General features: G+C 41.3%; 13 protein-coding genes. 10 read left to right on the forward strand and 3 right to left on the reverse strand.

The window, feature by feature from the left end:
- The first annotated feature begins 545 nt into the window (after positions 1–545).
- The 7 genes from ACWXWT_RS09220 (at position 546) to ACWXWT_RS09250 (ending at position 8657) form a co-directional block, all read left to right on the forward strand.
- Positions 546–743, forward strand: a complete 198-nt coding sequence (locus tag ACWXWT_RS09220) for a formate dehydrogenase (protein WP_456041289.1) — start codon at positions 546–548, stop codon at positions 741–743.
- A gap of 18 nt (positions 744–761) precedes the next feature.
- Positions 762–3620: a formate dehydrogenase subunit alpha gene (locus ACWXWT_RS09225; RefSeq protein WP_456041290.1), complete on the forward strand. Its 2859-nt coding sequence runs from the start codon at positions 762–764 to the stop codon at positions 3618–3620.
- 28 nt (positions 3621–3648) lie between these two features.
- Positions 3649–4245, forward strand: a complete 597-nt coding sequence (gene fdh3B / locus ACWXWT_RS09230) for a formate dehydrogenase FDH3 subunit beta (RefSeq protein WP_456041291.1) — start codon at positions 3649–3651, stop codon at positions 4243–4245.
- A 48-nt stretch (positions 4246–4293) separates the two neighbouring features.
- The gene (locus ACWXWT_RS09235; protein ID WP_456041292.1) at positions 4294–5310 is read left to right on the forward strand and encodes a formate dehydrogenase subunit gamma; all 1017 of its coding nucleotides are present in this window, start codon (positions 4294–4296) and stop codon (positions 5308–5310) included.
- Positions 5311–5701: 391 nt separating this feature from the next.
- Positions 5702–6154, forward strand: a complete 453-nt coding sequence (locus ACWXWT_RS09240; protein ID WP_456041293.1) for a GNAT family N-acetyltransferase — start codon at positions 5702–5704, stop codon at positions 6152–6154.
- Positions 6155–6375: 221 nt separating this feature from the next.
- Entirely contained in the window at positions 6376–7299 is a 924-nt protein-coding gene (locus ACWXWT_RS09245; protein WP_456041294.1) for a formate/nitrite transporter family protein, read from the forward strand.
- A 479-nt stretch (positions 7300–7778) separates the two neighbouring features.
- Positions 7779–8657: a cupin domain-containing protein gene (locus tag ACWXWT_RS09250; RefSeq protein WP_456041295.1), complete on the forward strand. Its 879-nt coding sequence runs from the start codon at positions 7779–7781 to the stop codon at positions 8655–8657.
- A gap of 257 nt (positions 8658–8914) precedes the next feature.
- Here ACWXWT_RS09250 and ACWXWT_RS09255 read toward each other — a convergent pair whose 3' ends face one another.
- Positions 8915–9946: a DUF7450 family protein gene (locus ACWXWT_RS09255; protein ID WP_456041296.1), complete on the reverse strand. Its 1032-nt coding sequence runs from the start codon at positions 9944–9946 to the stop codon at positions 8915–8917.
- 218 nt (positions 9947–10164) lie between these two features.
- Between ACWXWT_RS09255 and ACWXWT_RS09260 the strand changes: the two genes are divergently transcribed.
- Complete coding sequence (locus ACWXWT_RS09260; RefSeq protein WP_456041297.1) at positions 10165–10821, forward strand: hypothetical protein; 657 nt, start codon at positions 10165–10167, stop codon at positions 10819–10821.
- Between the two features lie 2 nt (positions 10822–10823).
- Here ACWXWT_RS09260 and ACWXWT_RS09265 read toward each other — a convergent pair whose 3' ends face one another.
- Entirely contained in the window at positions 10824–12686 is a 1863-nt protein-coding gene (locus tag ACWXWT_RS09265; protein WP_456041298.1) for a tetratricopeptide repeat protein, read from the reverse strand.
- Positions 12687–13029: 343 nt separating this feature from the next.
- Here ACWXWT_RS09265 and ACWXWT_RS09270 point away from each other — a divergent pair, with 343 nt between their 5' ends.
- Both ACWXWT_RS09270 and ACWXWT_RS09275 read left to right on the forward strand, forming a co-directional pair.
- On the forward strand, positions 13030–13899 hold the full coding sequence (locus tag ACWXWT_RS09270; RefSeq protein ID WP_456041318.1) for an EamA family transporter: 870 nt from the start codon (positions 13030–13032) through the stop codon (positions 13897–13899).
- A 157-nt stretch (positions 13900–14056) separates the two neighbouring features.
- Positions 14057–14389 (forward strand): DMT family transporter, encoded by a 333-nt coding sequence (locus ACWXWT_RS09275; RefSeq protein WP_456041299.1) that lies wholly within the window; start codon positions 14057–14059, stop codon positions 14387–14389.
- A gap of 279 nt (positions 14390–14668) precedes the next feature.
- On the opposite strand, the gene ACWXWT_RS09280 is transcribed toward ACWXWT_RS09275, so the two are convergent.
- Complete coding sequence (locus ACWXWT_RS09280; protein WP_456041300.1) at positions 14669–15832, reverse strand: iron-containing alcohol dehydrogenase; 1164 nt, start codon at positions 15830–15832, stop codon at positions 14669–14671.
- Positions 15833–15995 lie beyond the last annotated feature (163 nt).

Here is a 15995-nt window from a genome sequence, read left to right on the forward strand (position 1 = left end):
CAGATGCTGGAGGTAGAGTAACGCAGGAGCTTGTTACCGAGGATCACTATTCGCTTCAATCATCTGCCTTGCCTACAGCACTTTGAACTCCCGCTGAAAGATCACATATTTAATAGGATTGGTATTACTTCTCAAGTTGCAAAGTTGAGTATGACAGAGCGAACATATCCTTGATGGTGTTGGTATTACTTACCTTATTTGATTATTTTCGTACTGGTTAACGCCAATGAAATGAAGTGTGCTGGACGCGCACATAAAACATATTTTTCACACAAAAATAACACGGCCTAAACCGATATGTTTAATAAATAACACTGTTGAATTATCGAACACTTATCCATGTGATCTAAAAGGTATTTTTGACTATTTATATCAATAATTCTTTATGTTCTTAATGTAGATCAATTCAACCCGTTCATATTTTTTTTAGTATCCTCCCCGAAAACTAACCACTGTATTTTTATATAGTGTTAAGTCACCGTCTGTAACAATTGTGCAACGTTTGCAAAGTTTACAGAAAAGAGTCCTTTTCGATGGGAGATTACATGAGTAAGCAACAACCTGATCTGAATCGCAGAGCTCTGCTGAAAGCCATTACTATTGGTGGTACAGCAAGTGTCGCGATTGCAGCGACAGGCATTAAGGTTGCTAAAGCAACTGAGCAAAGCGCTAGCACTATTAACACCAAAGGCTATCAAGAAACAGCCCACATTCGCAGTTATTACGATAGCTTACGTGGCTAGTTTAGGAGAATTAAAGCGATGAAATTAACTCGCAAGTCAAATACGACTCCTACCAATACAGCTTCAAACAAGCTTGGTATTAATCGTCGTCAATTCATGAAGCAAATGGGTGTAGCTACCGGCGGTATTGCGGCAGCTTCAATGATGGGCACAGGTATGATACGTCGCGCTGAGGCGAAAGATGTACCACACAATGCGCCAACAGAAATCAAACGTACTGTATGTAGCGCATGTGCAGTAGGGTGTGGTTTATACGCTGAAGTACAAAATGGTGTATGGACTGGCCAAGAGCCTGCATTCGACCATCCAATAAATGCAGGTGGTCACTGTGCTAAAGGTGCAGCCTTACGTGAACATGGCCATGGTGAAAAACGCCTTAAATACCCAATGAAATTGGTTGGCGGAAAGTGGAAAAAAATATCTTGGGAGCAAGCTTTCAACGAAGTTGGCGACAAGATGCTAGACATCAGAAAAGAATCTGGACCTGATTCTGTATATTTCATGGGTAGTGCTAAGTTCTCGAACGAAGGCTGCTATATGTATCGCAAACTTGCAGCAATGTGGGGCACAAACAATGTCGACCATTCAGCACGTATTTGTCACTCTACCACGGTAGCGGGTGTTGCTAACACTTGGGGCTACGGTGCGCAAACCAACTCTTTTAATGATATTCAGAATGCGCATGCAATCTTCTTTATCGGGGCTAACCCTGCAGAAGCGCATCCGGTTGCCATGCAGCATATCTTAACCGCAAAAGAGAGAAACAACGCTAAACTTATTGTTGTTGACCCTCGCTTTTCTCGTACCGCCGCACACGCAGACTTGCATTGCGATTTACGTCCAGGTACTGATATTCCTTTTATATACGGTATGTTGTGGCATATTTTTGAAAATGGTTGGGAAGATAAAACCTTTATCAAAGAACGTGTGTTTGAAATGGAAACCATTCGTCAAGAAGCCAAGAAGTTTCCACCTAAAGAGGTGGCAAGCATAACTGGTTGTAAAGAGGAAGACGTTTACCAAGCAGCTAAATTAATGGCAGACAATCGTCCTGGTACTGTTGTTTGGTGTATGGGTGGTACTCAGCATCACGTTGGTAATGCTAATACACGTGCTTATTGTATTTTACAGCTTGCACTTGGCAACATGGGCGTATCTGGTGGCGGCACTAATATCTTCCGTGGCCATGATAATGTTCAAGGCGCAACGGATTTAGGTTTGTTGTTTGATACCTTACCTGGTTATTACGGCTTAACCTCTGGAGCGTGGGAACATTGGAGTAATGTGTGGAGCCTAGATTTTGAATGGGTTAAATCACGCTTTGATCAACATGAATATTTAGGTCGCGTTCCAATGAACACCCCTGGTATTCCATGTTCTCGCTGGCATGATGGTGTGTTAGAAACCCCTGAAAAGTTAGCGCAAAAAGATCGAATTCGTTTGGGATTCTTTTGGGGCCAATCAGTTAACACTGAAACTCGTCAGTCAGATGTACGTGATGCATTAGACAAGATGGAAACGGTTGTTGTTGTGGATCCATTCCCTACAATGGCAGGTGTTATGCACCGTCGCCAAGATGGTGTGTATTTGTTGCCAGCAGCGACCCAATTTGAAACAGAAGGGTCTGTATCTAACTCTGGCCGTAGCCAACAATGGCGTGAAAAAGTCATTGATCCATTATTTGAATCAAAGACAGATCTTGAAATCATGTATCGTCTATCGCAAAAGCTTGGTATTGATAAAGAATACACTAAGCGAATCGCGAAAAACGAAAACGACTTATTGGTGATTGAAGATATTACTCGCGAAATAAACCGCGGTATGTGGACCATTGGCATGTCAGGTCAAAGTCCAGAACGTCTTAAGCAGCATACCCAGAATTGGGGTTTATTTAACTTTAAAACCCTTGAGGCGGAAGGTGGCGAACTTAAAGGTGAAACCTACGGTTTGCCTTGGCCATGCTGGGGAACACCAGAACAGAAACATCCAGGTACTCAAATTCTGTATAACACAAGTAAACATGTGTTACAGGGTGGCGGTAATTTCCGTGCTCGCTATGGCGTTGAATACAAAGGTAAAAATCTTTTAGCTGAAGGCAGCTTCTCTAAAGGTGCAGAAATTCAAGATGGTTATCCTGAATTTACGGGCGACATGCTCAAGCAGCTTGGTTGGTGGGATGACCTAACCGCTGAAGAGAAACAGCATGCAGAAGGTAAAAACTGGAAAACTGATATTTCTGGCGGTATCCAGCGTGTAGCAATGAAACATGGTTGTATCCCTTACGGTAACGCTAAAGCACGATGTATAGTGTGGACTTTCCCTGATCAAGTCCCTGTTCACCGTGAACCATTATATACACCTCGTCGCGATCTTGTTGCTAAGTATCCAACGTATGCCGACAGACAAGTTCACCGTTTACCAACCTTATACAAATCAATCCAAGACCGTGATTGCTCTGTTAAATATCCGCTAGTACTGACAAGTGGACGTTTAGTTGAGTATGAGGGTGGCGGTGAAGAGTCTCGTTCTAATCCTTGGCTTGCCGAGCTTCAACAGCAAATGTTTGTTGAGATTAACCCCGCCGATGCTGCAGATCGTGGTTTACGAGATGGCGATACTGTGTGGTTAGAAGGTGCAGAAGGTGGACGAATTAAGATTAAAGCTATGGTAACTCCACGCGTTAAGGTTGGTGTGACTTGGATGCCTTATCACTTTGCTGGTGTGATGCATGGTGAGAGCTTAGCGGAAAACTACCCAGAAGGCACGGTGCCTTACGTTATCGGTGAATCAGCTAACACTGCATTGACCTATGGTTATGATCCTGTGACTCAAATGCAGGAAACCAAGGCGTCGCTTTGTCAGATTGAAAAAGCGTAATTGCAGTTAAGCGAGGAGAATTGCCAACATGGCTACAATGAAATTTTTATGTGATACCAAGCGCTGCATAGAGTGTAATGGCTGTGTCACAGCATGTAAAAACGAAAACGACTCTGCTTTAGAGTGGGGTATTCAACGTCGCCGCGTGGTGACTATCAACGACGGTGTTGCTGGTGAGATGTCAATCTCAGTAGCATGTATGCATTGTACCGATGCACCATGTATGGCTGTATGTCCGGCCGATTGTTTCTACCGCACCGAAGATGGCATTGTGCTACATAACAAAGATACGTGTATCGGATGTGGCTACTGCTTTTATGCTTGCCCATTTGGTGCGCCGCAGTTCCCTAAAAAGACTGCATTTGGTAGCCGTGGCAAAATGGATAAGTGTACTTTCTGTGCCGGTGGCCCAGAAGAAGATCATTCAGAAGCCGAGCGTCTAAAATACGGCTCTAACCGTATTGCAGAAGGTAAGTTACCAATGTGTGCAGAGTTATGTGCCACTAAATCGTTACTTGCGGGTGACGCAGGCATTGTGTCTGACATTTACCGTCAGCGCATGGCAACTCGTGGTAATCCGAATGAGATTTGGGGTTACAACCCTAAAACCGGTGAAATGATCTAACCAGAGCATGGGCTGCGACAGTGTTCGCAGCCATATTAAGGAGTGACAATGTTAACTTTAACGTTAAACAAATCATTGCGCAGGATATTTGCTCTGTTGGTTCTGTGTATGGGATTGGGATTTGTTACATCGTCGGTGTATGCTGCCGATGAACAATCAAGCCAGCAACAAGCAAAAGCGATGACCAGTGATGCAGATCTCTGGCGTGCAATAAAGGCGGGTGAAACTGGCTACAGCACATACAAAGGCGTAGATGCTGATATGTTGATAAATGTTGCTGGTAATGAAGGCAAGATATTACGAAATACGTACCTAAAACCTGCAATCAGCTTAGCTGTTGTTGGTATGTTTGCGGCCTTTTTAGTGTTTTACTTTGTCAATGGTCCATCCAAACTGAGTAAAGGCTTTTCTGGTAAAATGGTATTTCGTTGGAGTAAAGCTGACCTTTGGGTGCATTGGATTATGGCGATATCCTGCCTAATGCTGATGTTAACCGGTTTGGTCATCATGCTTGGGCGTCATATCTTAGCCCCCTATGTCGGTGACGGTATTTGGGCAGGGATTATCGCCTTTAGTAAGTTTACCCATGATTGGTCAGGACCTATCTTTATGGTGTCTTGGTTGGTGTGTGTTATCAAGTGGATGCCATTACAAACCGTTAAGTTATACGATTTAAAATGGTTTTTAGTGGTGGGTGGCTACATTAATTTTGGTCCGTTTAAAGGCAAGCATCCAGACAGTGGTTTTGCCAATGCGGGTGAAAAAATGTGGTTTTGGACGTTAGCTATATTCGGGCTTTGCATCAGTGTAACCGGAATCATGCTAGTCTTTCCCTCGCTTGATTTACCCCGAGTTTGGTCAATAATCGCCCTTCTGGTACATGGTGTAAGTGCAGTAATTTTAATCGCGTTTACCATTGTCCATATTTGGATGGCGACCGTGCTCAGCGAAGGTGGTATGGAGTGCATGGTATCGGGCTATTGTGACGAAAACTGGGCTTCTCAGCACCATAATTTGTGGTACGACGAAATCAAAGCCGATGGCACCTTGAAATACAAAGAATAACCCTGCTAACAGGTGTTAATACACCATGTCGATAGCAGCGATAAAAACACCTTGGTCGATAACTGGCAAGGTGTTTTTTTATGGACGAATCAATCTTTATGTATCAAATTATCATAATACTTTCGTTAGTAGACCGGTTGGTTTTGTCGTAATCCTCTACACAATGAGTAATAAAAAGTGGTAATTTGAAGGCATGACGAAGCATGATTATATTATATAGTCGTGTATTGTGGTGGACTTAGCGTTTTGGGTCCTTTGCGCTTATGCTGGGTAGATTGCCGAATACATGGACTTGATTGGCTTTAAAAAGCATTCTGTAATGCGTTTATACTTGGTATAGAGCGGTCAGGTTAATAGTTAGTATGTAAAATAATGATCAGTTGGTGGTGTGATGAAATACGAATTTGGTTTTGGGTTAGTATCAGATATTTTGGCGATCTTAGCGTTAATACCAGAATTTGAAAATACTATATCTGCAGACATGATCAATAGTAGGCTAGCAGGGAAAAACCATTTAATTTTAGTTGCTCGCTTCAATGCTAAACCAGTGGGTTTTAAAGTGGGTTATGGAATTTCTGACAGCCAATTTTACAGTTGGTTAGGCGGTGTTGTACCTGAACATCGAAAAATGAAAGTGGCCTCTCAACTGCGTCAACTGCAAGAGTCTTGGGTGGTAGATAACGGTTTTGATGCTATAAGCGTTAAATCCATGAACCAGTTTCCTGCCATGCTGCAAATGCTTATTACGAGTGGGTATCAAATATCGGGCTATGAAAATAATGGCTCAATAACAAATAGTAAAATAGAATTTATTAAGCATTTTCCGCAACAAAATGGCAATTAAGTTTGTGGGTCGTCGTATTACTATCCTATAGATTCCGCCAGCTTGAAAGATAATTACATAAGGTTATTTGCTTAATAATTTACGATATTTGGGTTTACCTTTTGGTTTTTTCGTTATTCTGCAGGCTCAAGCTCCTTGTTGTATAGGTCACGTAAAGCGTCTATTCTTATGTACTCAAATGGCACTATGACGCTAGGGTTGAGGTTGATAAGGATAGCAATATGACACAACAAGGACCTGTTCAGACCGAGAAAAAAAGGCTGCCAGAAAACATCGATATGCAGTCTGGCGACAAGGTTGTTCAACGTGCGACGCGGGAAAAGCAGCCGACGCAACCAGAGATATCGCTAACAGGTTCAGAACGTGAAGCCGTGGTTGAGCATAGCAGTTTGTCATCGCTTACTGTTTATTCCATTATTTTACGTGAAGGCTTGGAGGAATTGGAGAGGCCGCTGATGTCGTTGTGGTGGTCTGGAATTGCTGCAGGTATCGGTATTTCATCGTCTGTTTTAGCAGAAGGTATTATCCGAAGTAATATTGGTGCCGACCACCCTTATTTGTCGGTCATTGAAAGCCTTGGTTACACTTTTGGTTTTGTCTTGGTTATTTTAGCGAGACTACAACTTTTTACTGAAAACACTATAACAGTAGTACTGCCGCTACTCGCCAACACCACACAACACCGCCTGGTTTGTACTGCACGCTTGTGGGGAATAGTATTAGCGGCAAATTTTGTTGGCACTTTTTTCACCGCGGCGATTGTCGTGCACGGTAGTATACTCACAGAAGATATCCTAACAGCTATCCTGCAAATATCACGTCATTTAGCAGAGCTAACGCCTTCAGAGACGTTAATGCGAGGCATACCTGCGGGCTTTTTTATTGCAGCTTTAGTGTGGATGTTACCATCATCAAAAGGGTCTGAAGTGTTGGTGATTATGATGTTTACATGGCTAATTGCCGCAGGAGAGTTTACCCACGTTATTGCTGGTTCCAATGAGATATTCACTCTTGTATTAAACGGAGAAATGAACTTTATCACTGCGCTATCGCACCATGTTGGACCAATGTTAATAGGGAACATTATTGGCGGAACAGGACTGTTTGCTATGTTAGCTTATGGTCAAATTAAGCAAGAGATGTAGCTAATGGCCAAGGTCACATAACGATGCCTGCCTTGTGCCTCAAACTGATTGATCACTTAATTAATTGAATTGGTCTCACTTTGATTCAGTGAATTAGTGCCGTTTTTCGCCGAACCCTCCAGGCAGCGTTTGTTGGTCATTTATACAGCGTTATCGGCTTTTAATGTAGAATAACTACACTACAATGCCTCTGTCTTGTAGCTCGTGTTTAAGTAATAACCAACAATTCGCTGCAAAAACAACCTTGAAAGGTCAATAGTCCCTTGTATTAATAACAAGTGATACTCTACTTGATTGATATCAAACTTCTGTTGTTTTAAATCGGTAATATTATTTAGCTGTTTCCCTCTTGATCGATATTTGTCGAAATGAATATTGACAGACGTTACATTACTCAATGAGAAAGCGTACCTTAAATTAAGTTCTCATTATCTACTCTTTTTTGAAATGGCTTTAGCCAGTAAAAACCAAGGATTAACATGGTCGAACCGATAGATGCATGTGTATTTTGTATTGTCTCCAACAATCAAGTTTCTACTATTTTACAGCAAACGACATATATTGATCCGAGCATCAAGACTGATGGGTTCATTCATTTTTGTCGTTACGATCAGGTTGGCGAAGTGGTAAACAGTTTCTATCCGCAAGCGGAAGATCTGATGCTGTTAGTCATTGATGTTAGCTTATTGCAATCTGAACTTCGTTACGAAGCTCCGGTCGGCAATTTATTGAGTGATACGCTTAAGGAAGACGCATTCCCGCATCTATATGGTCCGTTAAATGTTGATGCCATTATTGATGTGGTTGATTTGAAAAGTTTTAATAACAAACCTGTTCATCCTGATACCGCATCGATATTACGCCATTATCGCTTTGACAGGTTACCTGTTGAAGGAACGTTATTTAAGAGTACTTGGAGATCCACCCAGCAAACGGCAGAAAATGGCCCTGCTGGAACCGCGATGATTGGGGTTTATTCAAATACGCCTCAAAGTTTGTCATGTTTTCATAAGCTTGACTATGACGAAGTATGGCATGTATACGGTGGCGACCCTTTTACACTTTATTTATTGTATCCCGACGGAAAAACAGAAGATATTGTGATGGGGCCTAACCCTTTAGAAGGGCAACTTGTTCAGTATGTTATTCCAGCAGGGGTATGGCAGGCGGGGTGTCTCAATGACGGCGGTCGGTATGCATTATTTGGCTGTACTATGGCGCCAGGATTTACGGGAACATGTTTTGTTGCTGGTTTGGCGTCTGACTTGAGCGAGCTTTACCCTAGTAAAGTAGGAATAATCCAAAAACTGTCAGTCAATGGTCATCAAGAAAGTATGCCAGAAGGTTTTGCGACTTGATGCTATTTTAAATGACCAAATAGTATACGTTACTTTTATTGCTATTAGGTTATGGCATTAAAGATTGGGTGTTTTCGTTGTTTCTATCGTCGGACAAGCAACGTTAATGCTCAATGCCCTTAAGCGCACTTGAACCCTGATTATTGTCCTCGCCATTATTGTAAAAAATATATCTTTGATTAAGGCCGTAGAGCTTTAACAATGAAAAATCAGTGGGTAACCCCACTGACGTTAATGAATAAAATGTCACTCCGATTTTATTGATGTCTCAATGGCTTCATTTCTGCTCTACCTATTTCCCTTTTGATTGGTTTGTTGGGTTTAACTCGGTCTAAATGCTTTTTACTTGAAGGTACGCAAAATAGCTCTCGCTGATCATTGACTAATTCATCTGGAGCAAACTGGTTATTGATAAGCAGGTTGCGTTTTTTTACTTTATTCTGTTTTACGAAGTCATAGCATACTAGATGACGTTGTGCGTTTTGTATTTTATAACGCTTGTCATTGTGAATTTTATTCGAGGGATTACACAGTAATACCGGTTTACCTAACACTGCACGGGTTTTACCAAATTGATCTTCGATCATGATGGTTTCTTCACGGAGTTTGTCGGCTTTTTGTACACCGTAACACTGGAAATGCTCACCAGGCATATGCTGCGCAATCGGCTCTGCTTTAACCATATCGTCACAAGGTGCGGTAAAGACAGAGTAGGTTTTTTTAGCTAGATTATGGGTAGACCATGCCCAACGGAAAGTGTTGCTATTAACGTTATTGGCAAGAGGAAAGCTCATTGTTCCCCAAGGCGAGGTTCCACCTGCGACAGACCCAGGAAATAGATAAGGCGATTGACCGTTAGATAAAGCTCCTGTAATCAAACTATTAATTTGATTCGCATTGGGACCACCAGTTTGTGCCCAGCCGGACGATGGCGTCGTTGACTGATATGCTTTGAAATGCCCTGACCCTGTGTAAATAGTATTGTCGCCTTTGAATATGGCTGCCATTCCTTGTGAAACCTTGCCATCCCCCCAAGCAATCACACTCACTGAGCAAGACTTTAATGATTGTGCCGAGCTATCGATATCGAATGTGAACGATTCGATTTTTTTCCATTCACTGCCGTTTGCGCCGCGATATATCACACTAGGTAAACTACCATTACCTGGAGAATGTACCACAATGAAATCATTATCTGCTGTTACGTTTGCTGAAATTTGGGTTGTTGCGGCCATACCTGATGTACTTACTAGGCATAAACTGATTAATGTTTTTTTAAGTATACTCATCCTGACTTTCCTTATTCTGATTGGTAAAAGTTTGAATCATGCTTAATGACTTAAGCTGACTTAAAATTAACAGGTCAGATAAAAAAGTCTGTAAAGTTAGAGGGTTAAAATAGGGTTGTTTTCAGTTTTACCCAATTTTACCCTACTATTTTGTAGACTATAACAACGGAAATGCTTAGCGTTTAAGGTGATGCATTCATTCTAAAAAAGGATATTTTATGAAACACACATTAACCCTAATGACTCTACTGAGTTGCGTTGGTAGCGTGTCTGCTCATCAACTTGCGTTTAATGATCTTACTCCTGTGAATACAGCAATAAAAACGGAAGTTACTTTTGAACTTAGTGAAATGGATATCGTAAAACAGTACCACTACCGAGCCCAATTCTTTGATATAGAAAGGTGGATGTTGAGTAAACAAGTTAGTTTACACAATGATCACGCTGCTGTTGCTGATGGTGCATCACAACCGATGCAAACTCGTCTGTTGCAACAACCAGAAATAGAAATTGAGGAATATGGTGGTTTCCATGGTGTGATAGATCCATTTAATAAACTGCAACAATCTACGAACAGCCCCTCTCTTAATACGGTGGCGAATAGAATTAATATTGCTGGGCTTGTTGCTGTATCAATGTGTAATGCTTATGCCGCGATTAATATTAAAGATGAAAATAATAATCTAATGCCTAAATTTATTGCGCCAAACAGTTTTTTAGTGGGGCTCAACCCTGCAACGGCACAGCAAAGTGATTATGTATTGGCTGAAGGGATAACATTTAGTTGTGTGTATAAAAAGGGGCTTAAACCATTGGTAAGAGAGCGGGTAAATAAGGCTAAACTATTGCAACCGGTAATGAAAAAGGGGGGATAAACTTAATAGTATAATGGTTGTTTTGCACCAAGAGACTCACTTTTGATTACCTGCATAATACGATCAAGGTGCGAGGTCAATAATGCTCTATCATCGCTGGACAGATTACATTCGGACAAAATAAAGTGACATGTTTTTACCACATTGCGCCAACGTGGGTTGTCGGGTAATTTTTTGACATGCAAATATTTATCTAAAGAACGTGTTCTGAGGCGACCTGAGTCGATAGAAATTGTCCAGATTTGGCTCCTATCGGCCAATTCTACTTTATTGCTTTTGGTGCTTTTTTCCCAAATACTGATGCAATCAATCATGGTGTTCACCAACAATTTTGCAAAAGTGGCTGTAAGCTCTGAAGGCGATAGGGTAGCTGATACCTGCTGTTGAGTGTCATCTTCTTGATCTTGTGTGTCGTCATTAGACAACAAAAATAATTGCTGTTTATGGGATTCTATGATGGTCATTAAATGCTGTTGGGCTTTACGTTTTCTATAAATATAAAAGCTGACAACGAACCCAACGAGTAAACTAATGCTGGTGATCCCCAAGATTACGCTGAGCAATTTATCAATTTTTTGACTTTTTTGCTGACTGGTAACCTTCTCCTCTGCTAAGGCACGCTGTACCCGTTCATTTTCAATGTCACTTTGAATAACTTTGATATTTTCACTGTATTTTTTTTCAAGTAAAGCTTCATGTAAGGTTTGGTATTTCTTTAGATACACGAGGGATTCATAAGGGCGTCCATTGTCATAGTAAAGCTCACTAGCAAAGCGGTAGATGTCCATTTTTTGCAGTGAATCTTGTTTTGCATCACTATAATCCATTGCGTTTTCAATAAACGCTATGGCCTGTGACGTGTTGTTTTGGTGAGTCGCGATTTGGGCTTTTAAATAATAAATTACATCATGAAATGAATGATCATCACGGGTTAAAAATTCCGATAATATATGTGCCACTTCATTAGCGGGGGTAAATTCATTGGCGTTAATATGGATGATGGCTAAATTGATTAATGCTGAAAGTCTATCGTCGCCAATAAGGTTATCATTGTAAGCCTCTATCACCTTGTTGCTATAAAAGTTCTTTTTATTAAATTCATTGTTTATATTATATATTTCAGCAAGGTTGCCATACAAATGCGACATATAACTGATGGCTGTTAGGTCTACATTATTGCTGGTATAAAGTAAGTAGTGCTCAAGTGATAGTTCAAAATAGTGCTGGGATTCTTGATATTTTTCTAATTTTTTATAAATAAGGCCGAGGTTATTTAGCGTAATTGCGGTATAAAAATCATTACCTAAAGCTTCTTTTATGGCTAAACTTTTCTGGTAGTAACCCAGCGCTTTGGCATAATGATTTAAATATTGCTCTATAAGTGCGAGATCATTATAACTTTTAGCTAACCAAATTTCAGAGTGTTCGGTTTTAGCAATGTTGAAAGCCTGTTCGAATAGACTTTTGGCTTCTAGGTAAGCTTTTTTATAGAGTTTCTCTGCAGCTTTTTTACGTAACCAAAGGTATTGTATCTCGACATTTTGGGTGAAAGTAGCGCTGTTTTTAACGTCTACAAGTATTTTTTCTGCAGCAGAATTATGACCTAACTCTTGGTAAAGATCATATAACCTCAGTTGCAGCTTGGCTGCAATAAGAGGATGTTTTTCAGTGTTTAATGCGTTAAGTTGTTGGCTGCAAAAGTTCAAACTAGCTTGAGGTGACTGCTGTTTTATTCTGGTCTGACATTGTGCCAATATCATGCTGGCTTGCAGTGCCATCCCTTGGTTAGAAAATGGCAGGGCAGTTGTTACCGGTATATGTATAGACAGCAGTAATATAAATAGAACAGTTGTAAGTCCTTGCACTGTGCCACCCAATTCCATCATTGATATTGTTTAAATCCACATTACGCAGGAAAATACGCATAATAGCCATTAACATATTAATAACATAAGCCTATGATGAATGAAAATACAAGGAATTGCCTTATAGTGTGACAACATAATGGTGAGGGCTCTTCTACTAAATGAATGCATGTATGGAGGAAGAGCCAGCTCTAGATAAAATGGGATTGTTAAACTTGGGTTTATGCTTACCTGTATCTCAATGGTATGACGTCTGTGCTTGGCTGCAATAATTGCAGCAGGGCTTAGTTTGGCTCAGGTAGAATACCGGCTCTTAGGTTTTTCATTTTTAGGCGTATTTCAAATGCAAATCAACCGTGTACTTCTGACCGCTGTCGGTAGTGTGTTGCTCGCTATGGTGACCATTCAATCCGGTGCATCGTTAGCAAAGCAACTTTTTCCTTTGGTTGGACCTGAGGGGACTACAGCTTTGCGTTTAGGGTTTGCTGCTGCGGTGTTGTGGTTAGTATTTCGCCCGTGGAGAGCGTTACCTCAAGGTCGAGATTGGCAGAGTATTATTATTTATGGTCTGTGTTTAGGAGGGATGAATATTCTGTTTTACCTAGCCATAGAACGCATTCCTTTAGGGATAGCTGTCGCCCTTGAGTTTACGGGGCCTTTGGCTGTGGCTTTATTTAGCTCTAAGCGAAAAAGCGATCTGTTTTGGGTTGCTTGTGCCATTGCAGGTATTTTACTTTTGATGCCAGATTTATCTAGCACACAAGGCCTTGATCTTGTTGGTGCATTAATGGCGTTAGGTGCTGGCGCCTGTTGGGCTGGCTATATTTTGTTTGGTACTCGCACGGGTAAACAGGCCTCGGGAGGTATTACTGTGACGCTTGGCATGACAGTGGCAGCCATTGTGCTTGTGCCTGTTGGTGCTGTGAGCCAAGGTATCGCGTTAATTAGCTGGGAAGTGTTACCGCTTGGGTTATTGGTTGGGGTGTTATCTAGCGCCTTACCTTATTCTTTAGAAATGATAGCCCTTAGAAATATGCCGACACAGGCTTTTAGCGTGCTGATGAGTTTAGAGCCTGCCATTGCGGCATTAGCGGGTTTTGTTATTTTAAGTGAACAATTGACCTTGTTGCAGTGGGCCGCTATATGTCTCGTGATAATCGCTTCTATCGGCAGTAGTTTTACGCCTAAAAAAGCAGTTGAAATGGGGGTATAAGCTTGCTTTTACTCTCCATCTCTATTTATAGAGCCTGTTGAATTTGAGGATGAATTTTGCCGTAGTGTGACCAATGGTGCTTGGCTGAATTTTTTTTTTGCTTATTACTGTTTAATCTTTATACTGCGCGGCTGTTTTATCTGTGTAGAAAGCAAAAATGAAAAGTTGGATATTTTTAAGTGTGGCTATTTTAACTGAAGTTGTTGCCACGTCAGCGCTTAAAGCAAGCGATGGTTTTTCAAGAGTGGTACCTTCAATTGTTGTTGTTGTTGGCTATGTATTGTCTTTTTACTTTCTATCGTTAGCGTTAAAAAACATTCCTGTTGGTATCGCTTATGCCACTTGGGCTGGGCTTGGGATTGTATTGATTACGGCTATTGCTTGGGTGATGTATGGGCAAAAATTAGATGTAGGTGCGCTAGTGGGGATGACGTTAATTCTTGCAGGTGTAGTGATAATGAACCTATTCTCAAGCGTTACTCCGCATTAGGGCCTGTTAATCTTTCAAGGTTGTTTTTATCTCGAACAAAATTTAACCTGCAAAGATCAACAGACCCTAGTATGTTGTTAAGTTTTCAATGTTCGAGTCAAGCTTGTTAAAATTTAGCTAGCCGTCATCATGTCTCACCCATAGCACGAATGTGCAGCGCCTTTGCCTAAACAAAAAGGGCTTAACAATGATATCATTGCTAAGCCCTTTTTTGGTATCTGATAGTCACTCAAGTCTAAACGATGAATGAGTTCATCGTTTAGTGATAAGCACTATTTATTACCACGCCATATCTAAAATCTTGCGGCTGGTAGCCAAGTCTACTTTGCCACTTTCAGATAATGCGGTCATACCATGTGCTTCTAAAGCATCAACTACTAGACTGAGTTGATCTTGCGTTACACCGTGATCGCGTAAGCGTGTTGGTAAGCCAACTTGATTGAAGAAAGCTTCAGTTTTGTCAATGGCTTGATCTACGCGACTGTCTTCATCACCTTCAGTGATATCCCAAACACGTGCTGCGTATTGTACTAGTTTAGCGTGTTTTTGCTCTTTCAATACGCGCCATAACGATGGTAATACAACGGCTAACGTTTGTGCGTGGTCGATATGGAACAGTGCGGTTAGCTCATGTCCAATCATGTGAGTAGACCAATCTAATGGCACGCCTGTGCCTATCATGCCATTTAAGGCCGATGTAGCACTCCACATTAAGTTAGCACGGGCATCGTAGTTAGTTGGCTCTTCAACAGTGATAGGGCCAATTTCGATTAAGGTGCGCATAATGCCTTCTGCCATGCGGTCTTGTACGCGGGCATCAACAGGATACGTTGCATATTGCTCAAGCACATGCACAAATGCATCGACAACACCATTGGCCACTTGAATTTTTGGTAAGCTGAAGGTTAATTCAGGATCAAGCATGGCAAATGTTGGGTAGGCACATGGGTGGTTTACTGGGAACTTACCACCTTGATAGCTGACCACTGCAAAGGCATTCATTTCTGAACCCGTAGCTGGCAGAGTAGCAATAACGCCAAGTGGAATAACCTTGTCATTAGCCACTGGAACTGGGGTGAAGCCGTGATGTAATAAGCTGGCTGTATCGCCATCAAATTGAGTCGCCAATGCGATAAATTTAGTGCCGTCCATAACCGAGCCACCACCAACAGCCAATAAGAAGTCGATGTTTTCTTTACGGGCAACTTCTACAGCTTGCAACAATGTTTCGTATTTAGGGTTGGCTTCAATGCCACCAAATTCAAATACTGTGCGATTACCTAATGCGGCTTTAACTTTATCGAGTGTACCGAAACGTTGCACGCTACCGCCACCGTAAGTGATTAATACTCGCGCATTGGCTGGAACAAGTTGGTCTAACTCTGCAATACGGTCTTTACCGAAAACAACATGAGTAGGGTTACGATAATCAAAATTAAGCATAATTGGTGCCTTTTGGTTTAGCGGTGAAACAAATAGTTGGCTGATTGTGTATATGAATTGTTTATATACAACAGCGATAATAAATCATGTGGTTATGATAGCCCTTTGAGTCAAAATAAACATACATATAACTACCGTCTTCATGCCTATTCCTATCTTTATT

It is taken from the genome of Shewanella sp. A22 (genome assembly GCF_053850585.1).

What these genes read in the sequence shown, in the direction of transcription:
- ACWXWT_RS09220 (WP_456041289.1), top strand. Translation starts at nt 546, where the DNA reads ATGAGTAAGCAACAACCTGATCTGAATCGCAGAGCTCTGCTGAAAGCC.
- ACWXWT_RS09225 (WP_456041290.1), top strand. Translation starts at nt 762, where the DNA reads ATGAAATTAACTCGCAAGTCAAATACGACTCCTACCAATACAGCTTCA.
- fdh3B (WP_456041291.1), top strand. Translation starts at nt 3,649, where the DNA reads ATGGCTACAATGAAATTTTTATGTGATACCAAGCGCTGCATAGAGTGT.
- ACWXWT_RS09235 (WP_456041292.1), top strand. Translation starts at nt 4,294, where the DNA reads ATGTTAACTTTAACGTTAAACAAATCATTGCGCAGGATATTTGCTCTG.
- ACWXWT_RS09240 (WP_456041293.1), top strand. Translation starts at nt 5,702, where the DNA reads ATGAAATACGAATTTGGTTTTGGGTTAGTATCAGATATTTTGGCGATC.
- ACWXWT_RS09245 (WP_456041294.1), top strand. Translation starts at nt 6,376, where the DNA reads ATGACACAACAAGGACCTGTTCAGACCGAGAAAAAAAGGCTGCCAGAA.
- ACWXWT_RS09250 (WP_456041295.1), top strand. Translation starts at nt 7,779, where the DNA reads ATGGTCGAACCGATAGATGCATGTGTATTTTGTATTGTCTCCAACAAT.
- ACWXWT_RS09255 (WP_456041296.1), bottom strand. Translation starts at nt 9,946, where the DNA reads ATGAGTATACTTAAAAAAACATTAATCAGTTTATGCCTAGTAAGTACA.
- ACWXWT_RS09260 (WP_456041297.1), top strand. Translation starts at nt 10,165, where the DNA reads ATGAAACACACATTAACCCTAATGACTCTACTGAGTTGCGTTGGTAGC.
- ACWXWT_RS09270 (WP_456041318.1), top strand. Translation starts at nt 13,030, where the DNA reads ATGCAAATCAACCGTGTACTTCTGACCGCTGTCGGTAGTGTGTTGCTC.
- ACWXWT_RS09275 (WP_456041299.1), top strand. Translation starts at nt 14,057, where the DNA reads ATGAAAAGTTGGATATTTTTAAGTGTGGCTATTTTAACTGAAGTTGTT.
- ACWXWT_RS09280 (WP_456041300.1), bottom strand. Translation starts at nt 15,832, where the DNA reads ATGCTTAATTTTGATTATCGTAACCCTACTCATGTTGTTTTCGGTAAA.